The 23601-nt window shown below is 61.9% G+C and carries 24 protein-coding genes and 1 tRNA gene; 11 read left to right on the forward strand and 14 right to left on the reverse strand.

Annotated features, from left to right (window positions below; genetic code table 11):
- Positions 1–31 precede the first annotated feature (31 nt).
- The 9 genes from G486_RS0118340 to rpsO form a co-directional block, all read right to left on the reverse strand.
- Complete coding sequence (locus G486_RS0118340) at positions 32–640, reverse strand: NADH-quinone oxidoreductase subunit C (protein ID WP_027016837.1); 609 nt, start codon at positions 638–640, stop codon at positions 32–34.
- 10 nt (positions 641–650) lie between these two features.
- Complete coding sequence (locus tag G486_RS0118345; RefSeq protein WP_027016838.1) at positions 651–1130, reverse strand: NuoB/complex I 20 kDa subunit family protein; 480 nt, start codon at positions 1128–1130, stop codon at positions 651–653.
- A gap of 22 nt (positions 1131–1152) precedes the next feature.
- Positions 1153–1512 (reverse strand): NADH-quinone oxidoreductase subunit A, encoded by a 360-nt coding sequence (locus G486_RS0118350; RefSeq protein ID WP_027016839.1) that lies wholly within the window; start codon positions 1510–1512, stop codon positions 1153–1155.
- Positions 1513–1585: 73 nt separating this feature from the next.
- Positions 1586–1670: transfer RNA gene (locus tag G486_RS0118355), tRNA-Leu, on the reverse strand.
- Positions 1671–1793: 123 nt separating this feature from the next.
- Complete coding sequence (secG, locus tag G486_RS0118360) at positions 1794–2150, reverse strand: preprotein translocase subunit SecG (RefSeq protein ID WP_027016840.1); 357 nt, start codon at positions 2148–2150, stop codon at positions 1794–1796.
- A 40-nt stretch (positions 2151–2190) separates the two neighbouring features.
- The gene (gene tpiA / locus G486_RS0118365; RefSeq protein ID WP_027016841.1) at positions 2191–2937 is read right to left on the reverse strand and encodes a triose-phosphate isomerase; all 747 of its coding nucleotides are present in this window, start codon (positions 2935–2937) and stop codon (positions 2191–2193) included.
- 2 nt (positions 2938–2939) lie between these two features.
- Positions 2940–3941: an NAD(P)H-quinone oxidoreductase gene (locus G486_RS0118370; RefSeq protein WP_034388344.1), complete on the reverse strand. Its 1002-nt coding sequence runs from the start codon at positions 3939–3941 to the stop codon at positions 2940–2942.
- A gap of 102 nt (positions 3942–4043) precedes the next feature.
- Positions 4044–6278 carry a polyribonucleotide nucleotidyltransferase gene (gene pnp, locus G486_RS0118375; protein ID WP_027016843.1) on the reverse strand — a complete coding sequence of 745 codons (2235 nt, stop codon included), beginning with the start codon at positions 6276–6278 and terminating at the stop codon, positions 4044–4046.
- A 205-nt stretch (positions 6279–6483) separates the two neighbouring features.
- Entirely contained in the window at positions 6484–6750 is a 267-nt protein-coding gene (gene rpsO, locus G486_RS0118380) for a 30S ribosomal protein S15 (RefSeq protein ID WP_027016844.1), read from the reverse strand.
- Between the two features lie 293 nt (positions 6751–7043).
- Between rpsO and G486_RS0118385 the strand changes: the two genes are divergently transcribed.
- From G486_RS0118385 to G486_RS0118430, 10 genes are all read left to right on the forward strand, one after another.
- Entirely contained in the window at positions 7044–7346 is a 303-nt protein-coding gene (locus G486_RS0118385) for a hypothetical protein (RefSeq protein WP_051303666.1), read from the forward strand.
- 131 nt (positions 7347–7477) lie between these two features.
- Positions 7478–7999, forward strand: a complete 522-nt coding sequence (locus tag G486_RS0118390) for a GspH/FimT family pseudopilin (RefSeq protein ID WP_342667344.1) — start codon at positions 7478–7480, stop codon at positions 7997–7999.
- 61 nt (positions 8000–8060) lie between these two features.
- Entirely contained in the window at positions 8061–8642 is a 582-nt protein-coding gene (locus G486_RS0118395; protein WP_211233811.1) for a GspH/FimT family pseudopilin, read from the forward strand.
- The gene (gene pilV / locus G486_RS0118400; protein WP_034388347.1) at positions 8633–9241 is read left to right on the forward strand and encodes a type IV pilus modification protein PilV; all 609 of its coding nucleotides are present in this window, start codon (positions 8633–8635) and stop codon (positions 9239–9241) included. The genes G486_RS0118395 and pilV overlap by 10 nt, the downstream gene beginning before the upstream one ends.
- A gap of 47 nt (positions 9242–9288) precedes the next feature.
- On the forward strand, positions 9289–10149 hold the full coding sequence (locus G486_RS0118405) for a PilW family protein (protein WP_027016849.1): 861 nt from the start codon (positions 9289–9291) through the stop codon (positions 10147–10149).
- A gap of 3 nt (positions 10150–10152) precedes the next feature.
- Positions 10153–10905, forward strand: coding sequence for a pilus assembly PilX family protein (locus G486_RS0118410; protein ID WP_027016850.1), 753 nt, complete (start codon positions 10153–10155; stop codon positions 10903–10905).
- 100 nt (positions 10906–11005) lie between these two features.
- A complete protein-coding gene (locus tag G486_RS0118415) occupies positions 11006–14524 on the forward strand; it encodes a pilus assembly protein (RefSeq protein WP_027016851.1) in 3519 nt (1172 codons plus the stop codon).
- A 26-nt stretch (positions 14525–14550) separates the two neighbouring features.
- The gene (locus G486_RS0118420; protein WP_027016852.1) at positions 14551–14988 is read left to right on the forward strand and encodes a type IV pilin protein; all 438 of its coding nucleotides are present in this window, start codon (positions 14551–14553) and stop codon (positions 14986–14988) included.
- A gap of 30 nt (positions 14989–15018) precedes the next feature.
- Positions 15019–16128, forward strand: a complete 1110-nt coding sequence (gene ribD / locus G486_RS0118425) for a bifunctional diaminohydroxyphosphoribosylaminopyrimidine deaminase/5-amino-6-(5-phosphoribosylamino)uracil reductase RibD (protein ID WP_027016853.1) — start codon at positions 15019–15021, stop codon at positions 16126–16128.
- Between the two features lie 89 nt (positions 16129–16217).
- Complete coding sequence (locus G486_RS0118430) at positions 16218–17861, forward strand: phospholipase D family protein (RefSeq protein WP_245587368.1); 1644 nt, start codon at positions 16218–16220, stop codon at positions 17859–17861.
- On the opposite strand, the gene G486_RS0118435 is transcribed toward G486_RS0118430, so the two are convergent.
- Positions 17862–18839, reverse strand: coding sequence for a tRNA dihydrouridine synthase (locus G486_RS0118435; RefSeq protein ID WP_027016855.1), 978 nt, complete (start codon positions 18837–18839; stop codon positions 17862–17864).
- 146 nt (positions 18840–18985) lie between these two features.
- Here G486_RS0118435 and G486_RS0118440 point away from each other — a divergent pair, with 146 nt between their 5' ends.
- A complete protein-coding gene (locus tag G486_RS0118440) occupies positions 18986–19504 on the forward strand; it encodes a hypothetical protein (RefSeq protein ID WP_027016856.1) in 519 nt (172 codons plus the stop codon).
- Here G486_RS0118440 and G486_RS0118445 read toward each other — a convergent pair.
- The 4 genes from G486_RS0118445 to G486_RS0118460 form a co-directional block, all read right to left on the reverse strand.
- On the reverse strand, positions 19495–20706 hold the full coding sequence (locus G486_RS0118445) for a N5-glutamine methyltransferase family protein (protein WP_027016857.1): 1212 nt from the start codon (positions 20704–20706) through the stop codon (positions 19495–19497). The two genes, G486_RS0118440 and G486_RS0118445, sit on opposite strands and share 10 nt — an antisense overlap.
- 184 nt (positions 20707–20890) lie before the next feature.
- Positions 20891–21412: a GNAT family N-acetyltransferase gene (locus G486_RS0118450; RefSeq protein WP_027016858.1), complete on the reverse strand. Its 522-nt coding sequence runs from the start codon at positions 21410–21412 to the stop codon at positions 20891–20893.
- A gap of 238 nt (positions 21413–21650) precedes the next feature.
- Positions 21651–23090: a coniferyl aldehyde dehydrogenase gene (locus G486_RS0118455; protein ID WP_027016859.1), complete on the reverse strand. Its 1440-nt coding sequence runs from the start codon at positions 23088–23090 to the stop codon at positions 21651–21653.
- Positions 23091–23234: 144 nt separating this feature from the next.
- Positions 23235–23585 carry a hypothetical protein gene (locus G486_RS0118460; RefSeq protein ID WP_027016860.1) on the reverse strand — a complete coding sequence of 117 codons (351 nt, stop codon included), beginning with the start codon at positions 23583–23585 and terminating at the stop codon, positions 23235–23237.
- Positions 23586–23601: the final 16 nt, after the last annotated feature.

Below are 23601 nucleotides of genomic sequence, written 5' to 3' on the forward strand. Positions count from 1 at the left end.
GTCTTCCATCAAAAAGGCGCTTGACGCGCCTTTAGTGCAGGCCCCCGTAGTTGTCTTCGCGAATGATGCGAGGCGTGATTTCTCGGGGCTCGATGGTGACCGGCTGGTACACCACGCGCTGCTGCTCGGCGTCATAGCGCATTTCCACATGACCCGACAGAGGGAAGTCCTTGCGGAAGGGGTGGCCGATGAAGCCATAGTCGGTCAGGATGCGGCGCAGATCGTCATGGCCATCAAAGATGATGCCGTACAGGTCGAAGGCTTCGCGCTCGAACCAGTTGGCGCCACTCCAGATCGAGGAGACCGAGGCAACACAGGGAAAGTCATCGTCGGCGCAGAACACACGCACACGCACACGCTGGTTGCGGCTGATGGACAGCAGGTGGCTGACCACGGCAAAGCGCGGACCTTCACGCCCTATTTCGGCATAGGTTGAGTAGTCAACACCGCACAGGTCCATAAGCAGTTCAAACTGGCAATCAGGCGCTTCACGCAGGATCTGCATGACCTCGACATATTGAGCAGCCGAAACTTCAACGGTGACCTCGCCCAAGGCAAGGCTGACGCTGCGAGCCTTGTCACCCAAGGCAGCAGCCACCACGTCCCGAAGCACTTCGGGGTGAATTGCAATAGCAGTCATCATCAACTCCTTAGACGCGAGCGATGGTATGGGTGCGGCGGATTTTTTGCTGCAGCTGGATGATGCCGTAGATCAATGCCTCCGCAGTCGGAGGGCAGCCTGGCACATAGACATCGACCGGCACGATGCGATCACAGCCACGCACCACCGAATAGCTGTAATGGTAGTAGCCACCGCCATTGGCGCAGGAGCCCATGGAGATGACCCAGCGCGGCTCGGACATCTGGTCGTAGACCTTGCGCATCGCCGGAGCCATCTTGTTGCACAGGGTTCCGGCCACGATCATCAGGTCCGAATGCCGAGGGCTGGCACGGAACACCTCCGAGCCAAAGCGCCCTATGTCATAGCGGGCAGCTGCTGCGTGCATCATCTCCACGGCACAGCAGGCCAGACCAAATGTCATGGGCCATATGGAGCCCGTCTTGGCCCAGTTCACCACAGCGTCATAGCTGGTGGTGACGAAGCCTTCCTTCATCACGCCTTCGATCATCGTGCTTCCTTTGTTCTTTTGCTTATTCCCAGTCCAGGGCGCCCTTTTTCCACTCATAGGCAAAGCCCACGACAAGAACGGCCAGGAAGATCAGGACAGCAATGAAACCTTCCCCCCCCACATCCCTGAAGGCAACGGCCCAGGGCACAAGAAAGGCAATTTCCAAGTCAAAAAGAATGAACAAGATGGCAACGAGGTAGTAGCGCACATCAAACTTCATGCGCGCGTCTTCAAAGGCCTCAAAGCCACACTCGTAAGGGGAGTTCTTGGCCGCATCGGGCCTGTTCGGGCCGAGAACATAGCCCAGAAGCAGCGGCACCACACCAACACCGGCACCGACCAGTATGAACAGTAGGACGGGAAGATATTGATCGATGTTCATCGCGTGGCCACCATGAGGAGCACGCCCTAACCGATCACAGCCTGATCAGCGGGGCAGGCTCTTAGTTATTCGTTGGTGCCGTCGGCGAGACTCGAACTCGCACAGCTTTCGCCACTACCCCCTCAAGATAGCGTGTCTACCAATTCCACCACGACGGCTTCTTTACTCACCTCGCCCGGCTGCACCAAACTCTTCATTGCGAAGAAGCTGCTTACCGGACAATCCCTAGATTCTACCCCGAAAATTTCAGCGTTTTGAAGATCCCGGGGTTTCCAGAACATTTATTTGGTCGGGATCTGATCCGCACCTTCAGCAGCAGGCTGAGGCAACTCAGTCGCTGCCGGAGCCGTGACGGCAGGCGCCGCCACCCCCTCAAGCACGCTACCCGAGCTCACGGGGCGCACATTGCCCAGATAAGCCAAAGCCAGCGTCGCCACAAAGAACACCGTGGCCAGAACACCCGTGGTCCGCGAAAGAAAGTTCGCGCTGCCGCTGGCACCGAACAAGCTTCCCGAGCTGCCGCTGCCAAACGAAGCCCCCATGTCTGCCCCCTTGCCGTGCTGAATCAGAATCAGCCCGATCATGCCCAAGGCCGTCAGCATTTGAACAGCCAGAATTACGCTTGCGAATCCACTCATTGATAAACCTGCTTGCAATGGTTGAAAAGTACGCTGCCGCTTACTGGGCTGCAGCAATGATGCTCAGAAAGTCAGCAGCCTTGAGCGAAGCGCCGCCCACCAGACCGCCGTCGATATCCGCCTGGGCCAGCAGTTGGGCCGCATTGCCCGCATTCATGCTGCCGCCATAGAGCAAGACCATTTGCCCGGCCTGCTCGCTGGCAGCCGCCAACTGAGCGCGCAGCACGGCATGCACGGCCTGGGCTTGCTCCGGGCTCGCAGTCTTGCCCGTGCCAATGGCCCAGACGGGCTCGTAGGCCACGACCAGTTCGCTCACGCAGTGGCCGACCTGCTGAATCACGGCAGCAAGCTGACGCTTCACGACCTGCTCGGTCTGACCGGCCTCGCGCTCTGCCAGAGTCTCGCCAACGCAGACGATGGGAGTAATGCCCTTGGCCAGCGCAGCCAGCGCCTTCAGCGCCACGACAGCATCCGTCTCGCCATGGTACTGACGACGCTCGGAGTGACCCACCAGGGTGTAGCGCACACCAAAGTCCTGCAGCATGGCGGCCGACAGCTCGCCCGTGTAGGCCCCGGCTTCATGCTGGGATACATCCTGAGCAGCCACAGCGATCACGGAGCCCGCAAGTTCAGCCTGCGCCTGCGCCAGATAGGCAGCAGGCACGGCAACAGCCACACCCGCCTTGCAGTCACCAGCCAGGCCTTGCCTGAGGGACTCCAGCAGGGCGGCATTCGCAGCCAGGCTGCCATTCATCTTCCAGTTGCCGACGATTAGCTTTTTTCTCATGTCTACCATGTCAAAACAATTTTTCCAGTGTGCTGACTCGACTCCATCAGCGCATGCGCCTGGGCTGCCTGAGCCGCAGGAAAGCTGCTGTGAATCACGGATTTGATCTTGCCAGCCTCGATCAATGGCCAGACCTCGCGGCGCAAGGCCTTGGCGATGGCACCTTTGAAGTCCACGGGCCTGGGCCTCAAGGTAGACCCGGTCACCACCAGCCTTCGGCGCAGCACGAGACCGGCATCAAACTCGGCCTTGATGCCGCCCTGAACCGCAATGATGACCAGACGCCCCTCCTCGGCCAGACTCTGGACTTCACGCGCCACATAGCTACCGGCCACCATATCCAGAATCACGTCCACCCCGCGGCCTTCGGTAATGCGCTGCACCTCTTCGGCGAAGTCCTGGCTGCGGTAGTTGATCGCATGATCGGCCCCCAGGGCCAGGCAGTCCGCACACTTGGCGTCCGACCCCGCAGTCACGATCACGCGCGCACCCCAGGCCTTGGCCAGCTGTATGGCCGCCACGCCAATGCCACTGCTGCCACCCTGTATCAGCAAGGTCTCACCAGGCTGCAAGCGCCCGCGCTCGAACACATTGCTCCAGACCGTGAAGAAGGTTTCGGGCAAAGCCGCAGCCTGAACATCGTCCAGCCCCTTGGGCACGGGCAGGCACTGAACCACGGGGGCCACGCAGTACTCGGCATAGCCTCCGCCCGCCAAAAGAGCACAGACCCTGTCGCCCAGGCTGATGCCAGCCTCGGCCATCGCCGCCTCATCACCGGCAACCACCTCGCCTGCAACCTCAAGACCAGGCAAATCACTGACACCCGGAGGCGGAGCATAGTGCCCCTTGCGCTGAAGCACATCAGGCCGGTTGATGCCGCTTGCCGCAACCCGGATGAGCAACTCGCCCATACCGGCAACAGGCAGAGGTCGCTGCCCCAGTTGCAGCACCTGCGGGCCGCCAAAGCCCGCAAGCTCTACGGCGTGCATGATTTGCTTGTCCATTTCAGGCCTTCGACAAAGTGATCAAAAACACCAAAACGCCGGGCTGGCCGACGCTTTGATCGCTTGCAGCCAAGCAGCCCGGGCCATGGGCCCGGAGCCGCATTATTGCTGCTGCTGTTGCTGCTGATCGGCAGATTCCTCAGCAGGGCGAGGCTCGCGGGGCTCACGCGCTTCGCGGTACTCGCGCGGCTGACGCGCAGCACGCTCGGCAGGCGCAGGACGCTCGCCGCGCTCCATGCCTGCAGGACGCTCGAGCAAGGCCTTCATGGAGAGCTTGATTCGACCTTTTTCATCAGTCTCCAGCACCTTGACCTTGACGATCTGGCCTTCCTGCAGATAGTCGGTGACCTTTTCCACGCGCTCGTGCGCAATCTGGCTGATGTGCAGCAGACCGTCCTTGCCGGGCAGCAGATTGATCAGTGCACCGAAGTCCAGAATCTTGGTGATCGGACCTTCGTAGATCTTGCCGATCTCGACTTCGGCCGTGATCTCCTCGATGCGGCGCTTGGCCTCGTCGGCCTTGGCTGCATCGCTGGATGCGATGGTGATGGTGCCGTCTTCGCCAATATCGATTTGCGTGCCGGTCTCCTCGGTCAGCGCACGGATGGTGGCGCCGCCCTTGCCAATCACGTCACGGATCTTCTCGGGGTTGATCTTCATGGTGTAGAGCTTGGGCGCGAACGAGGAGATCTCGGTCTTGGCCTCGCCCATGGCATCCTGCATCTTGCCGAGGATGTGCATGCGCGCCTCCTTGGCCTGGGCCAGGGCAACCTGCATGATTTCCTTGGTAATGCCCTGGATCTTGATGTCCATCTGCAAGGCCGTGATGCCGCTGGTGGTACCTGCCACCTTGAAGTCCATGTCACCCAGATGATCCTCATCACCCAGGATGTCGGTCAACACCGCAAAGCGGTTGTCTTCCTTGATCAAGCCCATGGCGATGCCAGCCACATGGGCCTTGAGCGGAACGCCTGCATCCATCATGGACAGGCAGCCGCCGCAGACCGAGGCCATGGACGAGGAGCCGTTGGACTCGGTGATCTCGGAGACCACACGGATCGTGTAGGGGAACTCATCCTTGGCCGGCAGCACAGCCACCAGGGCGCGCTTGGCCAGACGACCATGGCCGATTTCGCGGCGCTTGGTCGAACCCATGCGCCCCACTTCGCCCGTGGCAAAGGGAGGCATGTTGTAGTGAAACAGAAAGCGGTCCTCGAACTCGCCGGCCAGTGCGTCGATGCGCTGCGCATCGCGCTCGGTGCCCAGAGTGGAGATCACCAGGGCCTGGGTTTCTCCGCGTGTGAACAGCGCCGAGCCGTGGGTGCGGGGCAGCACGGAGTTACGGATTTCGATGGGGCGCACGGTACGCGTGTCGCGGCCATCGATACGCGGCTCACCCGCCAGAATCTGCGAGCGCACGATACGTGCCTCGATATCGAACAGCATGCCTTCGACCTTGACGCCGTCGAACTCCACGCCCTGCTCGGCCAGGCCCGCCTTCACGGCGGCATAGGCTTCGCGGCAAGCCTGGGTGCGAGCCTGCTTGTTGCGAATCTGATAGGCCGCGCGCAGCGCCTCTTCACCCAGAGCCGAGACCTTGGCAATCAGCTCCTCATCCTTGGCAGGAGCCACCCAGTCCCATACGGGCTTGCCGGCTTCGCGCACCAGCTCATGGATCGCATCGATCGCGACCTTGCCCTGCGCATGACCAAACACCACGGCGCCCAGCATCACGTCTTCAGGCAACTGCATCGCCTCGGACTCGACCATCAGCACAGCGGCCTCGGTACCGGCCACGACCAGATCCATCTGCGAGTTCTTGCGCTGGGTCTGGCCAGGGTTGAGCACATATTCGCCATTGATGTAGCCCACGCGGGCGGCGCCAATGGGGCCATTGAAAGGAATGCCAGAAACCGACAAGGCCGCAGAGACGGCAATCATGGCGACGATGTCGGCATCCACTTCAGGGTTCAACGAGATGGTGTGGATCACCACGTGCACATCGTTGTAGAAGCCTTCGGGGAACAGAGGCCGAATCGGACGGTCGATCAGGCGGCTGGTCAGCGTCTCCAGCTCGGAAGGCTTGGCTTCGCGCTTGAAGAAGCTGCCAGGGATCTTGCCAGCCGCATAGGTCTTCTCGATGTAGTCAACAGTCAGAGGGAAGAAGTCCTGACCTGCCTTGGCGATCTTGGAGGCCACCACGGTGGCCAGCACCACGGTGTCATCGATGTTGACCAGGACGGCGCCCGAGGCCTGACGGGCAACTTCCCCGGTTTCCATGGTGACCGTATGCTGGCCCCACTGGAAAGTCTTGGTCACTTTATTGAACATTGTCATTTCTTGCTCCTGAAAAAGTAGCTGCACCCGCTGGATACAGCTCAATTGGAGTGCAATACAGAACACGATGCCATTCCAGTGCTGCGCTTGCCGCTACAAGTTTCGCAGCATTGGAATGACACAGCTTCGCTCTGTTTTGCGCTCTCCGAAGTAAAAAACGCCTGAGCTAGCGCACTAACTCAGGCGTCTCGATCTCTCACCGTGCTTACTTGCGCAGGCCCAGCTTGGCGATCAGTGCGGTATAGCGATCAGCGTCCTTGGCCTTGAGGTAGTCCAGCAGCTTGCGGCGGCGGCTCACCATGCGCAGCAGGCCTCGACGACCATGGTGGTCCTTGGCATTTTGCTTGAAGTGAGGAGTCAGCTCGTTGATGCGGGCCGTCAGCAGGGCCACTTGCACTTCGGGACTACCAGTGTCGTTCTCGGAACGGGCATTGGCCTTGACAACTTCAGCCTTGATAGAGGCAGCGATCATTTGGTTTTCCTTGGGATTTGGCACTCTCGCAGGAGCACCTTGGTTACTTGCGCCAGGACTGGAAAGGCCCTGACGTGCGTTCTGCACCATGCAAAACCGCACGATTATATCAACCCCACTCAAGCGCCCCTTGAGCAGGCCGGCTCAAGCACAGATCACACGGTTTTCACCATGCTCGCCCCCCACTTGACAAGGATTGACAGCGCAGCAAGGCTCGGCCGCACAAACCCTGCCTGCAACACGGCAAGCCCTGCGCAAAATGTCCGTCATGACCACAACGCCATGGAGGCCGCATGCAGCAGATCACACACCGTTCTCTGACCTTCCTGGGCAGTTGCCTTGGCTGCTACCTGGCTCTTGCGGCCATGCTTGCAGCCGCAGCCACCCCCAGCCCAGCCCAGGCCGGCGGCAGCGAAAGCAGCCAGGGCAAGGCCTACAAACGCCAAAGCAACCGTATCAAGCTCGCACCAACGCGCAGCAGTTCGGAAGAAAGCACGGCCGAGCGGGACAGGCGCCTGTACCGAGAATGTCAGGGGCGCCCCAATGCAGGCGCCTGCGCGGGGTACACACAAAGGCCGCCGTCGCGCCAGCGCTGAGCGCAGCTGAACGCCTCGGACGATCAGAAGGCAAGCCCGCAAAACCCATGTTTTCGCCACTGGTCCGGAAACAAAGCCCACTCGTCCAACTGCCCGGCCACACAGCACAGGCAATACCTACCATGCATGCCATGCATGTTCCGCCCCCTTCGACCTTGCCCGCACCAGAGTCTGCGGCCCGAGGCTTTACCAGCATCGAACTTCTGGTGACCATTGCCATACTGGCCGTGCTGGCCGGCTTGGCTGCCCCCAGCTTCACGCCACTGATCGAGCGCTGGCGTGTGCGCCAGGCAGTCGAAGAGCTGCAGTCGACGTTCTACTTTGCGCGCTCTGAAGCCGTCAAACGGGGAGCTGCCACCATCACCAGTGGCAATTGCGATGCGCAGGATGGTGGCACCAACTGGAGCAATGGCTGGATGGTCTGCAGCACCACCACGATTCTTCAGCAAAGTACAGCCCCCTCGAACGTGACCATCAGCACCGCCACGAAGGCCGAACCCATCATCATTGATCGCTGGGGCCAGTTTCCCAGCGACTTTGCCTTCAGATTCCATCCATCGGGCAAGGACAGCAGCCACGCCAGCGCCGCAACCCTTTGCGTCAGCAAAAGCGGTCGCATCAGGCGCCTCGACTCAGGAAGTGATTCCTGCTGAAAGAAACCAACACCGTATCCGCCGCCATATGTCTTGACCCGTTTCATCATGAGGTATTCGTATGTGCATTCCATCTTGCGCCCCTTTGCAGCCCATTGCGGCAAAAGCCATGGCCCACGGGTTCACCACGGTAGAGCTCATGGTCACGCTATCGATAGCAGCGGTTCTGGCGGCCCTCGCAGCTCCGGGCTTCAGATCCCTCATCGAAAGCTGGCGAGTGACGAAGGTCGCCAGCGATATGAAGTCATCCCTGCATTTCGCCCGCTCCGAAGCCATCAAGCGCGGCGGCAATGTCTATCTTGAAAAGCTGCCCAAGACAACGGCGGGCTGCATCACCGACGGCACCAATCAAGACTGGGACTGCGGCTGGGTGGTTTTCGTGGATACCAATGGCAACAAGCGCTGGAATACCGGAGAAGAAATCCAGCGCATTGATGTTCCAAGAAACATGAACGTCACCCGCTCCAGATCAGGCGCCACGATCCGCGTCGATCGCTGGGGAATGATGGATGGTGCCAGTCTCATCGGCTTCACCATCTCCCCCTCTCCTGCCGGAATTGCCTCACCTGCAGCCAAGGGCGTTTGCTCGGCTGCAGGAGGTCGCATCAGAGTCATCAATCAAAAGGATATTCCATGCCAATAGATCACCGTCCACCTGTGCCCTTAGAGCGGCAACGTGGCATCACCCTCATTGAGTCTCTGGTCGCCATCGTGATTGCAACCTTGGGGATTCTGGGGATTCTGGGGATGCAAATGCGCACCTTGAGCGATACCCAAAGCACCGTGCGCCGGGCCCAGGCCATTCGCCTGATCGAGGACTTGAGCGAGCGCACAAGAGTCAACCCGAATGCCATGGCAAGCATCGAGTCCTATGTTTCAGACTTTGACGACAAGCCCACCCCCGGCAGTTGCCAATCTCAAGGCTGCAGTCATGCCGAGCTCGTCGCCTACGACCTCGGAACCTGGAAGCAGGCTGTCGCCAATACCCTGCCCTTGGGGGAGGCCAAGATATTTCTGCCCAAAGCGGAAAAAAATGCCGATAACAACCGCCGCCAGCTGGGCGTGATGGTTGCCTGGAGAAACAGCGAAAAAACGCCTCTTCCCGAAAACCCAGACAAGGCCAGCCAGGACTGTCCATCTGACATGAGCTGCCACCTCCAATACATCACCGTGGCTGCGCGCTGCGCCCCCTATCTGGGCGCCGTCAAGGATGCAACCAAGTATTTTTGCGCGGGAGCCTGAACATGTGTCACAAGCAGATTCAGGGCTGCCCCAGGACTGGGGAACCAATGCACTTCCAAGCACGCCGGCAAACAGGGGTTACGCTGCTCGAACTAATGGTCGGCATCGCCATAGGCCTGTTGATTGTTGCCGTAGCCATGGGAGCTCTTATAGGCTCGCGCAGTGTGTCAGGCACAGTGAGTGATGTCAGTGGCATACAGCAGCAAGCTGCCTACGCGATGCGCGTCATCGGACAGCAACTGCGTCAGACGGGATCGCTTCGGCTCAACCTCAACCCATCCGGCGCTCCAGCGGATAGTTCCTCGCTGATCCCGGTCGGTTTTGAAGCCCTGATCCCTCTTGACGGCGCCTCCAAGGCCACGGTCATTCCTCTCGTCCACACGACGAACGGCTTCACGACCAACTACAGCCGCTACAAGGAAAGCGCCTTCTCGAACACCAGTGGGACGTCCTTTGCACGCAACTGCCTTGGAGGCCCGAAAGACTCCGAGAGTGACACGCTGCTGGAAAGCATTTTCCAGTTCAGCAATGGCCAGCTCAAATGCGGCGGCAACGGAGAAAGCCCCCAGCCCATGGTGTCCAACGTAGCCGACTTTCAGGTCAGCTATCTGCAGCAGGACAACACCACCCGGGGCGAAACCAGGATCAAGTACATCAGGACCGCCGCAGAAAAAAGCGCATTGCAGTCAACCACCGATGGCATGCTCAAAGTACAGGCCGTTGAAGTCTGCCTGCTTCTCTATGGCGATGAACTCATGGATCTCCCTGCTGACGGCACCTATACCGACTGCAGTGGAGCCTCCCAGAAATACGCAAGCCTCACAGGCACACGTGCACGGCGCATGCATCTGGCATTTCGCAGTGTCTTCCAGTTGCGCAGCCAGGGGCTGATCACGAGCTCGACTTAGACCATGTCCCAGAAGTTTCATATGCGCAGCAAAGCGCCATTACAACAACGCGGCGTGGCGCTGTTCGTCGTCATCGTCTTTGTCATGCTTTCCATGCTGCTGGCCCTATGGGCTTCGCGTACCTCGCTCTTCAACGAGCTCGTGGTCAGCAATGACGCCGACTACCAACGCGCCTTTGAGGCCGCCCAGGCCTTGCTTCAGGATGCCGAACTCGACATTCGAAACGAAAACTCCGATGGCTCGACGTGCGCCACGCCGACCAGCACAGAGGGCAAGGAGCTTCTCTGCCGCCCTGGAAATATTGACAAGGTCCCCCTGGAAGCCCAGGCAATCCTGCCCTTGCTCACAGCCCTGGATGCCCAGCCCAGCAAATGCCGTTATGCACTGTGCTCCAAGCGTGCCAGCGAGCAGGACTTCTGGAACGACAAAGACACATTGAAAGAGATGACCAAGTCCAATGTGGGTGCCAGGTATGGCGACTACACAGGGGCCGCCCCCGGCACCCCCGAGGAGCCGGCCAACCCCATCCTCGCCGATCGCGGCGAAAAAAGCGGCGGTTGGTACTGGATCGAAGTGCTGCCTTATGACGAGAGCAGCAAAAACTCAGGCCTATTCGTGGACAACCAAAGCAAGCTGCTGGGCCTGAACCTGACACCCAACGTGATCTATCGCATCACGGCCTTGGCTTACGGACGCAAAGCCGAAACCATGGTTGTGCTGCAACAGACCTATGCACAGCAAAAGCTCAAGGATTGAGCCTTTGCTGTCATCGCCAATTTCAGTCGCAGGTGCCCGCACCGCTGGCACCTGCGGATCGACGAGAACCATACCAAAGCTACTCCAGGAGGAGGATGCCATGCATCGCACTATGCCCCCCCGTTTCCGCAAAAACCTGCTGGCCCTCGCGGTCGGTGCCGCCCTCGGCCCGCAGATGGCCCTGGCCCTTGACCTGGCACAGGCACCGCCGGGCACGACCGAGCCTTATGTGGCTCCGAACGTCATACTCTCCCTGGACGATTCGACCAGCATGAACGCCACCATGCGCAGCGCCACGGGCGTCGACCTGGGCTGGCGCACAAACGTATTGAAAAACGCAGTCATCGACGTATTCAAAGATACCAACCTGCTGCCCGACGGAAAAATCCGTCTGGCTTGGCAAACCATGGGCAACTGCACCACGGTCAACAGACAGGCCTGGGCCGTTCCCCTGGATGCGAGCTCCGGCACCAACAAGAATGTCATGCGCGTACTCGAGGGCCAGCATCGCGCAAACTTCTTGCAGTACATGGGAAACTACACGGCCTGCACCAACACGCCAACACACTTGATGGTCAGGCGCGCCCATGACTACATGACGGCCAAACTCAACGTCAACGGTCCCTGGGCCTCCGTCCCCGGGGAGAAGGCAAAGCCTTACCTCGGTTGCCGCCGCAATTACCACATTCTGCTGACTGACGGGGGCTGGAACGCCCAGACGCAAAACACCGACCCCAGGAACTATGACGGCGCCAGGCACGTTCTGCCTGATGGAACCGTGTATGACATCAACAGTCCCCAGACCCGCCTCTATCGCGATACCGAAAGCGCAACCACCATTGCAGACTGGGCTTTCTACAGCTGGGCGACTCAGTTGCAAGATCCCAAAAACCTAGAAGGACTCCCTCAGCCTTCGTCGGCCTACCGCAAAGCCCCGTCTCACGAAACATTCACCAGCAAGGAGACGGGAGCCAAAGTCGAGTTGGAGCGCTACTGGAACCCACGCTACGACCCCGCGACCTGGCCCCACCTGGTGACCTTTACCATTGGCTTCAGCAACGATGCCCTGCCCAAGAACAACTACACCAGCAGCGGAGTTCGCAAGAGCACGATCACAGCCCCCTCGTCCATGCTGCCCTATGGCTTTGACGGCAACCTGGCTGATTACGCGAATGGCACCTATGGCTGGCGTGCCGCCGGCAACGACAAGGGCCATGACATGTGGCATTCGGCCCTGAATGGCCGGGGTGAGTTCTACGCCGTAGAAAAAGGGGAGGATCTGAAAAAGGCCTTTGAGCAGATCATAGGCACCATCAACCCCTTGACCGAATCAGATCCCACATCCACGGCCACCAGCGGATCAAACATCACGCGCTCCAGCGTATTCAAGTTCACCAGCGCCTATGAGCCTCAGAATGCCTGGAAGGGCTTGATCAAGGCCGAGACGGTAGGGACCAACGGTGAGCCAGTGCCAGCCGCCGCATGGGGCGGCAAGAATACGGCCGACAAGCTCGACGCCATGGATCTGGGCAAGCGCCTGATTCTCACCTGGAGCGATGTCCGAAGCGGAGACGGCTACAAAGGCGGCGTGCTTTTCAAGTGGGACAGCGCAGAGACGTATCTGAGCACGGCCCAGAAGGCCATGCTGGGACTGAACCCCAATGCGCCCGGAGTCACGGTTGCAACCAACGGGGAAAACCGGCTCAACTACCTGCGAGGCGACACCAGCCTGGAAGATCGCAGCGCCTCCACCTACAGCAGCTCCAAGCCCTTCAGAAAGCGCAAGAGCCGCCAGGGCGACATCATCAACTCCGTGGTCTGGTATGCGGGCGCTCCGGTCAGCAATTACGCGCTCAAGGGGTATGCAACGTTTGCCACGAAAGATCCTGCGCGCACGTCCATGATTTATGTGGGCGGCAACGACGGCATGCTGCACGGCTTTTCTGCTGCCGATGGCAGTGAAAAAATCGCCTATGTCCCCCGAGGCGTGATCCCCTCTCTGCACAAGCTCACCGATCCTCAGTACGACGATATGCACCAGCATTTCGTCGACGGCTCGCCCATGACCGGCGATGTAGACCTGGGCACGGGTGTTCAGGCGCCTGACGATCCGCTCTACAGCAGCTCCTATGCGCCAGACTGGCGCACCATGCTTGTGGGCGCGCTCGGAGCCGGCGGCAAGGGCTACTTCGTGCTGGACGTGACCGACCCGGCCAGCTTCTCGAAAAACAGCGTCAGGCTGGACCGCACCCGAGGCTCGAGCGAAGCCGCACCGAATTGCGAACAAAACGGTCTGACCTCCACCCAAAAAGCCGCCTGCGTGAAAGCCGTGGAGGAAGACAGGGACATAGGCCATATCACGGCCCAGCCCGTACTCGACGAAGCCAACCCCATGCGCACCACGCAGATCACGCGCATGAACAACAACCGCTGGGCTGCCGTCATGGGCAACGGCTACAACAGCACCAACCAGCGCCCCGTGCTGTTGATCCAGTACCTGGACAACAACGAGCTGCTGCGTATTGCGGCCACGAATGATGCGCCGGGCCAGGATCTTGCCGCAGACAACGGCCTGTCTGCACCGCGCCTGGTCGACCTCAACGGAGACGGCCGCCCCGATATCGCCTATGCCGGCGACAACCTGGGCAATCTCTGGAAATTCGACCTGACCGACATAGACCACAGCAAGTGGAAGGTAGCCTTTGACGGCAAACCCCTGTTCACGGCGACAGGGCCGGCCTCGCTGGGCTCGGCACGCAGCCATGCCCAGCCCATTACCGTTGCGCCCACAGTCCGGGCCAATGATCGCTTAATGGTTGTGGGCACCGGCACCAATACCAAGACCCAATCCGTGGGCGGCATGATGGTGGCTTTTGGAACCGGCCGCAATGTGGACCTGGAGGATCCCAACAGCGTCCGGGTGCAAACGCTGTATTCCGTGCTGGACAACACCCGCTACGGCCTGGTCAAAACCAGCAAGGGCATGCGCCTTGCGGTCAAGCCTGGAGACAGCGGATGCACGGCCGCCTCGACCACGGCATGCATACCGCAATCCAAGCCCCTGGGCTCAGGGGTTGTCGAGGCCAAGCTGGCCGAACAGAAAATCACCGAGGTCGACAGCGGCAATTTCGGCACCCTGGGGGCATCCAGCACCGCCAACGCTCTCAAGCCCGCCACCTGGAAGGACTTCAACGGCTGGTACATGGATCTTCCGGCAATTGGCGAGCGCCTGCTCAAGCCCATGGAGTTCTACGACGGCAGCAACGTCCTGGTGGTCTACTCCCAGGTGCCGGCCAAGGGCTCCAAAGTGGACGTCGACGTCGAAAGCTGCGAGTCCACCTCCATCGATGAAGAGCGCCAATATCGCACCCTGGTCAACATCATGGACGGCCAGCCTCCGTCGATACAAATCGTGGACAAGAACAAGGACGGCTTCTACAACGATGCGGATGGCGGCGTTTCCCGGGCCAAGGTCTCCAAGGGCTCGCATACCTTGATCACGCAGCAAAACAGAATCATCGACCTCAGCACCAACCCTGGCAAAGACCAGGACAACAAGGAGCTTCTGGCCCGCATGCCCGAGCAATCCTTGCGGCCCAGCTGGCGCCAGGTGCAATGACGCACAGAAAAAGGAAAAGGAACGCCATGAAATACAAGAATCAAGGCTTTACGCTGATCGAGCTCATGATTGTTGTCGCCGTGGTCGGCATTCTGTCGGCCATCGCCTATCCCAGCTATACCGAGTACATACGCCGCGGCCACCGCGCAGATGCACGCGCCGGCCTGCTACAGGCCCAGCTATGGATGGAGCGCGCCGCAACCGCCATGGGAACCTACCCCACGAATGCGGACAAGACCAAGGTTCTGCCGGATGCACTTTCCTGGAAAAACAACTCATCCAAACGCTACGAGATCGGACTCAAGGCGAGCACGGACAAAAGCTTCACGCTGATTGCAAAGCGCAAAAGCCCCGGGCCCCAGGCCGGCGACAAGTGCGGTGACTTAACCCTGTCCCATACAGGAGACCAAGGAGCAGACAACCTTGCATCAGGGGCATCTGCATCCGACTGCTGGAGCAGGTAAAAGCACGCCCCCTGCATTACCATCGCCGGCATGACCAACCATGCCAGCCATATGCATCAGGCGCTTGAGCAGGCCGCTCAAGCGCTTTTTCTTTCCTCGCCCAATCCTCGCGTGGGCTGCGTTCTCGTGGCACCGGATGGCCGCACCATAGGCCAGGGCTTCACCCAGCAGGCCGGGGGCGCGCATGCCGAGGTCATGGCACTGCGCGATGCGGCCGCTCATGGGCAGGATGTGCGTGGCGCCACGGCTTATGTGACGCTGGAACCCTGCTCCCACCACGGCCGCACCGGGCCCTGCTGCGACGCCTTGATTACGGCCGGCATTGCACGCGTGGTGGCCGCTCTGCCCGACCCCAACCCCGAGGTCGCAGGCCGGGGCTTTGCACGCCTGCGGGCGGCCGGAGTCGAGGTGGAAACCGGTCCTGGAGCCGCCGAGTCGCGCGAGCTGAACATCGGCTTTTTCAGCCGCATGCTGCGCGGCACGCCCTGGGTACGCATGAAGGCGGCCAGCTCTCTGGACGGCGCCACGGCCCTGCACAATGGTGCCAGCCAGTGGATCACCGGCCCCGAGGCCCGCGCCGACGGCCATGCCTGGCGTGCGCGCGCCTGCACCCTGCTCACCGGCATAGGCACGGTGCTCGCCGACAACCCGCGCCTCAATGTGCGCGAAGTCAACACACCGCGCCAGCCGCGCGTGGCCGTGGTCGACAGCAAGCTGGAGATCCCACTGGATGCTCATGTTTTAAAAGCGCCTAGCGCTTGCCTTATCTACACTACAAGCACAAACAAGGCCAAGATCGAGGAGCTGCAAGCGCTAGGCGCTACGGTTATTGATATGCCCAATACCCAAGCCAAGGTCGATCTTGCAGCCATGATGCGCGACCTGGCCGGGCGGGGCACGAACGAGCTGCACGTCGAGGCCGGCTTCAAGCTCAATGGCTCGCTGGTTCGCGAAGGCCTGGTGGACGAGCTCTTGCTCTATCTGGCTCCCAGGCTTCTGGGCACGGGCGCCATGGGCCTTGCCAACTTCGGCCCGCTGGACAGCCTGTCCCAGGGCCTTTGCCTGGAGCTGGCCGAGGTGCAGCAACTGGGGCCTGATCTGCGGCTGCGCGCGCGCATCAAAGAGCGGGCCGACTTTTAAGCCTGCATGCCATGGCGCACAACAGCTCTCGCCCGCACTCTTCCAAGGCCCTGGATTCTTGCGTCCGGGCGCTGGCGCCCCTGCTTTTCATGGCCCTGCTGCTTGCCGGCTGCGCCAGCCAGTTGCCAGTCCATGTGGAGCGCCCCGTCTCCACCGCCCTGGCCCAGCCGCAAGATACGGCCCTGGGCCAGTTGATCGAGCGACAGCGCCCGGCCCGCGTCAAGCCTCAGGCCTCGGCGTTTCACCTGCTGGCCGGCGCCCAGAGCGCCTATGGCGCCCGCCTGGCGCTGGCCGAATCAGCCCAGCACACCCTGGATCTGCAGTACTACGCCATCCATGCCGACCAGAGCAGCCAGCGCCTGCTGCGCAGCCTGGTCTCTGCAGCCCGGCGCGGTGTGCGCGTGCGCGTTCTGCTCGACGACTTCCACAGCACCGGCGCCGATGCCCAAGTCATGCGCCTGGCCTTCGTGCCCGGCATAGAGATGCGCATGTTCAACCCGCTGGCCGGCGCGCGCAGCTCGCCCCTGGGTCGCGCCTATACCGTGCTCACCGACTTCCAGCGCGCCCAGCAGCGCATGCACAACAAGCTGTTTGCGGCCGACAACGTCATGGCCGTGGTCGGCGGGCGCAACCTGGGCGATGCCTATTTCGATGCCGACATCAACGGCAACTTCGTGGACCTCGATGTGCTCGCCGCCGGCCCTGTGGTCAAAGAGCTGTCGCGCAGCTTTGACAGCTACTGGAACAATGCCCGGGCCTACCCCGTACAGTCCCTGATCGGACTTGACGAGCTGCGGCAGCTGCGCGCGCGGTATGCGCAGGACGATGAGCAGACCTCGCAAGAGCTGTCCGACGCCGCTCGGGCACAGCCCGCGCCCGGAATCTGGGATCAGCGCCCCTTGAAGCTCGATGCCACGCCATGGGTCTGGGCTTCGGCCGTGGTACTTGCGGACCGTCCCGCCAAGATCGCGTCCGAGCATGAAGACGCTCTGGAGCAGCCACCCCCTGCCCACCCTGCCCCTCAAAGCCAGGGGCAAAACCTGCGATTGCGCGAGCAGTCGGCCCCGGCCCTGCAGGCCGCCACCGTGGTGGACGGCCTGCTTGCGCTCGTGCGCTCCGCGCGCCGCGAGCTGCTCGTGGTCTCGCCCTACTTCGTTCCCGGGCCCGACATGATGCAGGCCTTTGCCGAGGCGCGCTCACGCGGCGTCAGCGTGCGTGTGCTGACCAACTCCCTGGCCTCCAACGATGCGCCCCTGGCCCATGCCGGCTATGCGCGCCACCGCAAGCAATTGCTGGAGATGGGCGTGGAGCTCCATGAACTGCTGAGCCAGCCCGCGAACCTGCGCTCGGCGCTCAGGGCCGGCCGCAGCGCCTGGGGCAGCTCCGGCACCTCGGGCGCATCGCGCGCCATGCTGCACACCAAGCTGCTGGTCATCGACAACCACCTGGTCGTGATCGGCTCCATGAATCTGGACCTGCGCTCCCAGCTGCAGAACACCGAGCTGGCCTTGCTCATCGCCAGCCGCAGCCTGGCCGGACTGGCCACGCACAGCATAGATGCCAGCCTCGCCTATGGCAGCTGGCACCTGCAGCTGGGCCCCGAGCAGCAGCTGACATGGCGGGCCCCCAGGGACAGCGAGCGCGATGACGAACACAGCGAGCCCGATGCCAGCTGGGGCCTGCGCCTGCTGCTTAGGCTCATAGGCCCGCTGGCACCTGATGAGCTGCTTTGATCAGCCCGGCTGCGCCTCGTCGGCGGCACGCCGCACCAGCGCCTGAATCCATAACGTGATCTCGCGCTGGTCGGTCTGGGTGCGCAGCTCCTGATAGGCCTGTTCGCCTTCGGGAAAGCGCCGGCGCAGCAGGTTCAGCCACTGCTTGAGGCGCCCGGCCCTCTGGCGCGGCTCCAGGCCCTCGCAGACCATGTGCCAAAAGCGCTCCAGCTGCGGCGTCAAGTCCTGCCAGCTCAAGGGCTTGATGGCTGCCGCACCCACGGCAGCGCGAATGTCCAGCGCCAGCCCCGGATCGGCCACGATGCCACGGCCCAGCATCAAGTCCATGCAGCCCGACTCGGCCTGGCAGCGCAAGGCATCCGCCACGCTCCAGATCTCGCCGTTGGCGATCACGGGCACGGCCACGGCTTCGCGTATGCGCGCAATCCTGTCCCAGTAGGCGGGCGGCCTGTAACCATCGAGCTTGGTGCGACCATGGACCACGATTTCGCAGGCTCCGCCATCGGCCATGGCCTGGGCGCAATCGAGCATCAGGCTGCTGTCGTTGAAACCCAGACGCATCTTGGCCGAGACCGGCATGGGCGCCGGCACGGCCGCACGCACGGCCGCAACCACGCGCGCAATCTGCTCAGGCTCCTGCAGCAGGGCCGCGCCACCGCCATGACGATTCACGACCTTGGCCGGACAGCCGAAGTTGAGGTCTATGCCCTCGGGCCCCAGGCGTGCAAGACTGGCCGCGTTCTCGGCCATGCTCTGCGGATCGGAGCCCAGCAACTGGGCGCGCACAGGCACGCCGGCCAGCGTACGGCTGCCATTGCGCAGCTCGGGCATGGTGCGCAGAAACACCTTGTCCGGCAAAAGACTGCCGGTGACGCGAATGAACTCGGACACGCAGCGATCGGCCCCGCCCACACGGGTGAGCACGTCGCGCAGCACAAAGTCCAGCAAGCCCTCCATGGGGGCCAACAGCAGTTTCATGGTCGAGAATCTGCGGGCAGCCCCGCGCGTCATTTTTCCAAGCCGGCATTGTGCACTCGCCCATACCCGAACCGGAGACTCGCCTGTTCATGACCTCGTCATATTTGTTACATCCAATGACGATTGCTTGAACTTCACGCCACGCCATGCAGCTGCAAAAAACCGCCAAAGCCCAAGAGGAGCTGCTGCCCGGCAAACGCAGCCTGCCGCTGCGCCAGCGCTCGCTGCTGCTCATGGTCGAGAGCCACGACCTCGCGGACTTGCGCGACATCTTCGGTCAGGAGATGGAGGCACTGCTGGAGCAGCTCATGGAGCACGGCTATCTCAGGCCCCAGCGACCGGACGTCCCGGTCAAGCCCAGATCCGGCCAAAGCGGCAGAACGGCCCACCCGGCGCTCAGCCTGGACAGGCCCGAGCCTGCCCCTGCTGCAAGTGTCAATCTCGCCAGCACGCGCATGTATTTGTTCGACATGTGCGAACGCCTGTTTGCCAACCGCCATGAGGACAAGGCCCAGGCCATGCGCGAGATGCTGCGCCAGGCCCGTGATCTGTCCAGCCTGCAGGCCGCAGCCCGGGTGTTTCTGCATGCCGTGCGCGAGCATGCGGGCGAGGAAAGGGCCGCCGGCATACGCCAGCGACTGAGCCTGCTGCTGGCTCAGGCCTGAGCGGACTGGGCCAACCCCAGGCGCCAGAGCGAAGTCAGCTCGGCGGCCCGCGCCTTGTGCAGCGGATCGCTCTCATCTGCAGCCTTGCCATGGCGCGGACGGATATCGTCGCGCCCCAGAACCTGCAGGCCGGCATCGCTGATCCAGCCCAGCAGCTCCTCGCGCGTGCGCAGGCACAGATGCTCGGCCAGGTCGGACACGATCAGCCAGGCCTGGCCGTCGGGCAGCAAATGCGTGCCAAGGCCTTGCAGAAAGCCGCGCAGCATGCGGCTACCCTCGTCATACACCGCCTGCTCCAGCCTGGAGCCGGGCTTGCCCGGCAGCCATGGCGGATTGCAGACGATGAGGGCAGCGCGGCCCTCGGGAAACAAATCGGTCTTGAGCAGGCTGGCGCGCTCGCCCAGCCCCAGGCGCTGCAGATTGTCCTCGGCGCAGGCCAGGGCCTGATCGCTGAGGTCCGTGGCCACCACCCTGGGCACACCACGCCTGAGCAGCAGCGCTGTGAGCACTCCCGTGCCCACGCCTATGTCCCAGACCCGGGCCTGGCCCTGATCAGCCTCCAAGAGTGCGGCACGGGGCAAAGCGGCCCGCGCCACCAGCTCCAGATACTCGCCTCGCACCGGAGAGAACACGCCGTAATGCGGATGAATGCGCATGGCAGGCAGATCCGGCAGACTGAGCTCCACGCCCTTTTTGCGCCACTCGCTGGCTCCAAGGGCGCCCAGCAGATCGCGCAAGGACATGACGACCGGCTTGCCCGGCAAGACACCAAAGGCCTGCTGGCAGGCCTGGCTCCAGTCGGGCGCACGGCGCAGACTGCAATGCCAATGCTGATCGAGCTCGATCAGCAGGCTGCCCAGCAGGCGCGCGCGCTGGGCCTGAGCCTGGCGGTAAAGGTGAAAACCGTGGGGAAACTGCAGACTCTGCCCGGCCTTGCTGCGGCGCTTGGACGCCGTGCTCTGGCGCTTTTCCCAGCGCCGCCCCAGGGCCAGCAGCAGTTGGCGCGCATTCTGAAAATCGCCGCGCCAAAGAAGCGCCGTGCCTTCGCTGGCCAGACGAAAAGCCTGGTCGGCGGACAGGCTGTCATCCACCACCTCGACCCGACGCGGCAGGCCCGCATCGGCACGCCACAGCGCACTGCGCGGCGCATCGCCTTCCTGCCAGCACAGCTCGGCCCAGGCCGAAGAAGAAGAGCAAGACATCTGCATAGAAAAAGCCCAGGTAAGCCAGCGAGCAATCAGCAAGCCATGGAGTTGATCACACCGATTGCATAAAACCGGCTCCGCCCAACTCAGGGATGCCGAGCCAGGGCTGCCCCGCAGCCAAGGCAGCGTCCCCCTCCCGAACAGAGGCGAAGGCGTGCAAGCGACTCAGGGGCAGTTGGGTTCAGTTCAAGGGGCGCTTGAGACGCACTTCCTCGATCTTGATGGCGCCGATCTGCGCGGTCTTGGCCGTGGTCATCTCGCGCTTGAAGCCCGCAAGCTCGTGAAAGCGCAGGGCGCGCTCATTGCGCAGCGGCACCCAGGCCGTCACATTGGTACAGCCCTCTTCAAGAAGGCCATCGCGGGCAGCGTCCCACAGGGCAACGCCAACGCCCTGGCTCCAGTGTGAAGGAGAGGCATAAATGGCCCAGATCTCGCCCGTGGTCTGGCGCGATTTTTCATCGCGAGAACGGTCGAAACCCACAAAGCCGACAATCTTGTCGCCATCAATGGCGACCTGTACCTGGGGTTCGCAGAATTCAATGGCCTCGCGCCAATAGGCTTGGCGTTTTTCAACCGAGGACATGCTCTTGAGCTGGTCGTCAGGAAGTAGCCCTCGGTAGGCCTCCAATGCGGAGGCAGTATGGATTTGAGCAATCGCTTTTGCATCACGAAGTGTGGCAGGGCGGACCTGAATACTGGACATGGGAAAACTGAAACGAAAACAGGTGAAAATGTGAGGGCGTGATTGTCACCCCATTCGCGCTTTTTGCGTGTATCCCGGCTCTTAGCCATGCACGCAAGTACGGCTGTGGTCGATTTCTTGCCCTCTGAATGAGGATGTGTTAGGTGCTCATCATTAATGAGCAATTAACACTTGTCCCACAAGACTTTGCGGGGAGCTGCACTGGCTGAAAGGCGCTCGGCGCGATCTGAGAGCGTACCTACAGCCAGCGCTTGAGCAATGCCATGACGTTGTCGAACTTGGGCCCGTAAGGCGGGTAGAGCAGCGAGGCGGCCGACCAGCGCGACTGCACGAACACCGCCTTTTGATGGCTGAAGCGCACAAAGCCCTGCTCGGAGTGGTAAGCCCCCCAGCCGCTATCGCCCACGCCGCCAAACGGCAGGTTGTCGTGTGCGAAGTGCATGAGCGTGTCGTTGATGGACACCCCCCCGCTCACGGTCTTGCTCAGGACCGCATCGCGCACCTTTTCATCGCGGCCAAACCAGTACAGGGCCAGGGGTCTGGGCCCGGCATTGATCGCGTGGATCACATCGTCAAGCCTCTCATAGCTGATCACGGGCAGGATGGGGCCGAAGATCTCCTCCTGCATGAGCTGCATCTGCGCCGTGGCATCGAACACCAGGGCCGGCACCATCTGCCGCTCCACGGCATCGCCCCAGGCGGACTGGCTGCCTGCAGCCGCGCTCTTGCTGCCATCTTCCATCCACTCCACGCGCGCTCCCATGCCCTGCGCCTGGTGCAGCATCTGGCGCAGACGCGCAAAGTGGCGCTTGGTCAGAATCGAGGCATAGTCGGCATTGCCCGCGAAGCTTGGGAAAAGCTTTTGTGCAGCCTGGCGAAAGGCCTGCGCAAACGCCATCTCCTGACCGCGCGGCAGCAGCACGTAGTCGGGGGCAATGCAGGTCTGCCCGGCATTGATCAGCTTGCCGTGGGCGATCTTGAGCGCAGCATCCTCCAGGTCACAGTCCTCGCCGAGGATGCAAGGTGATTTGCCGCCCAGCTCCAGCGTGGTCGGCGTCAGGTGCGCGGCGGCAGCCTGGGCCACGCGCCGCCCCACCGAGGTCGAGCCCGTGAACACCAGGTGGTCAAAGCTCAGGCCCGCGAACTGCGTGGCCACGCTGACATCGCCTTCTATGACGGCAAACTCCTCGGGGGCGAAAAACTGTGAGATCAGGGCCGCAAGCTGGGCCGAGGTATGGGGCGTGAGCTCACTGGGCTTGAGCATCACGCGGTTGCCCGCAGCCATGGCCGTGATGGCCGGGCCCAGTGCCAACTGCACGGGATAGTTCCAGGGCGAGATCACGCCCACCACGCCCAGAGGCTGGCGCTCTATCCAGGCCTTGCCCGGCATCAGCATCAAGGGCGTTGCCACCTTCTGGCGCCGCGACCAGCGCGCAAGATGGGCCAGCACATGCTTTAGCAACTTGCGCGTGACGAACAGATCCAGCATCTCGGTCAGCCTGGGCGAGCGCATGCCGAAATCGGCCTGCACAGCTGCAGCCAGCACTCCGCCGTGTTCGTCCAGCAGCTTTTGCATGCGCAGCAAACGCTCTCGGCGCACCACAAGCGGCGTCTCCACCTGGGCCCTGCTGGCCTGGTGCTGGAGTTCGAAGACCTGGCGTAAATCCATTTGCGTCATAAACCAAATGATAAAAAGCAGCAGCCTGTGACCATAACAGGCCAGCCACTCGACTGCTACAAAAAAAGGGAGCCCCCACATGGGCTCCCTTTACGAGTGGAAAGGACACGCTCCGGCACCCAGGCCGCAGCCAGATGGGGAGGCTCAGGGCTCACGCACCTCCCGTGGCTGAACATCCGTCACCTCACCTGCGCCAGGCAGGGCTCCGGCGCGGCGGCCCGCAGCATAACCGCGCTGGCTGCGCTCGCCCGAGCCGGCCTGGGCCATCCACTGTGCACCTGAGCGATACACGGTTTCCCAGCCCGTACGCGGATTCATGCGCATGGCCCAGGGCGTGATCGGCTGACCCGTGAGCTTGGCCCACAGTGCCCTGATGCCCCAGATCAGCGCCAGCAGCGCCGCAGCAGCAATCAGACTGGCCACAAAAACCAGACCGACCAGCACCAGCACGATGCGAACGGTCCAGCGGCTCAACGTGGTGACGAAATCGTTCAAAACCAAACCTTTCTAG

It is taken from the genome of Comamonas composti DSM 21721 (assembly GCF_000429845.1).
Lineage (GTDB): Bacteria > Pseudomonadota > Gammaproteobacteria > Burkholderiales > Burkholderiaceae_C > Comamonas > Comamonas composti.

What these genes read in the sequence shown, in the direction of transcription:
- G486_RS0118445 (WP_027016857.1), bottom strand. Translation starts at nt 20,706, where the DNA reads ATGTCTTGCTCTTCTTCTTCGGCCTGGGCCGAGCTGTGCTGGCAGGAA.
- G486_RS0118345 (WP_027016838.1), bottom strand. Translation starts at nt 1,130, where the DNA reads ATGATCGAAGGCGTGATGAAGGAAGGCTTCGTCACCACCAGCTATGAC.
- tpiA (WP_027016841.1), bottom strand. Translation starts at nt 2,937, where the DNA reads ATGAGAAAAAAGCTAATCGTCGGCAACTGGAAGATGAATGGCAGCCTG.
- pnp (WP_027016843.1), bottom strand. Translation starts at nt 6,278, where the DNA reads ATGACAATGTTCAATAAAGTGACCAAGACTTTCCAGTGGGGCCAGCAT.
- G486_RS0118350 (WP_027016839.1), bottom strand. Translation starts at nt 1,512, where the DNA reads ATGAACATCGATCAATATCTTCCCGTCCTACTGTTCATACTGGTCGGT.
- G486_RS0118435 (WP_027016855.1), bottom strand. Translation starts at nt 18,839, where the DNA reads ATGAAACTGCTGTTGGCCCCCATGGAGGGCTTGCTGGACTTTGTGCTG.
- G486_RS0118410 (WP_027016850.1), top strand. Translation starts at nt 10,153, where the DNA reads ATGTCCCAGAAGTTTCATATGCGCAGCAAAGCGCCATTACAACAACGC.
- rpsO (WP_027016844.1), bottom strand. Translation starts at nt 6,750, where the DNA reads ATGATCGCTGCCTCTATCAAGGCTGAAGTTGTCAAGGCCAATGCCCGT.
- G486_RS0118440 (WP_027016856.1), top strand. Translation starts at nt 18,986, where the DNA reads ATGCAGCTGCAAAAAACCGCCAAAGCCCAAGAGGAGCTGCTGCCCGGC.
- ribD (WP_027016853.1), top strand. Translation starts at nt 15,019, where the DNA reads ATGACCAACCATGCCAGCCATATGCATCAGGCGCTTGAGCAGGCCGCT.
- G486_RS0118385 (WP_051303666.1), top strand. Translation starts at nt 7,044, where the DNA reads ATGCAGCAGATCACACACCGTTCTCTGACCTTCCTGGGCAGTTGCCTT.
- pilV (WP_034388347.1), top strand. Translation starts at nt 8,633, where the DNA reads ATGCCAATAGATCACCGTCCACCTGTGCCCTTAGAGCGGCAACGTGGC.
- G486_RS0118430 (WP_245587368.1), top strand. Translation starts at nt 16,218, where the DNA reads ATGGCCCTGCTGCTTGCCGGCTGCGCCAGCCAGTTGCCAGTCCATGTG.
- G486_RS0118415 (WP_027016851.1), top strand. Translation starts at nt 11,006, where the DNA reads ATGCATCGCACTATGCCCCCCCGTTTCCGCAAAAACCTGCTGGCCCTC.
- G486_RS0118390 (WP_342667344.1), top strand. Translation starts at nt 7,478, where the DNA reads ATGCATGTTCCGCCCCCTTCGACCTTGCCCGCACCAGAGTCTGCGGCC.
- G486_RS0118420 (WP_027016852.1), top strand. Translation starts at nt 14,551, where the DNA reads ATGAAATACAAGAATCAAGGCTTTACGCTGATCGAGCTCATGATTGTT.
- G486_RS0118450 (WP_027016858.1), bottom strand. Translation starts at nt 21,412, where the DNA reads ATGTCCAGTATTCAGGTCCGCCCTGCCACACTTCGTGATGCAAAAGCG.
- G486_RS0118455 (WP_027016859.1), bottom strand. Translation starts at nt 23,090, where the DNA reads ATGACGCAAATGGATTTACGCCAGGTCTTCGAACTCCAGCACCAGGCC.
- G486_RS0118370 (WP_034388344.1), bottom strand. Translation starts at nt 3,941, where the DNA reads ATGGACAAGCAAATCATGCACGCCGTAGAGCTTGCGGGCTTTGGCGGC.
- G486_RS0118395 (WP_211233811.1), top strand. Translation starts at nt 8,061, where the DNA reads ATGTGCATTCCATCTTGCGCCCCTTTGCAGCCCATTGCGGCAAAAGCC.
- G486_RS0118405 (WP_027016849.1), top strand. Translation starts at nt 9,289, where the DNA reads ATGCACTTCCAAGCACGCCGGCAAACAGGGGTTACGCTGCTCGAACTA.
- secG (WP_027016840.1), bottom strand. Translation starts at nt 2,150, where the DNA reads ATGAGTGGATTCGCAAGCGTAATTCTGGCTGTTCAAATGCTGACGGCC.
- G486_RS0118340 (WP_027016837.1), bottom strand. Translation starts at nt 640, where the DNA reads ATGACTGCTATTGCAATTCACCCCGAAGTGCTTCGGGACGTGGTGGCT.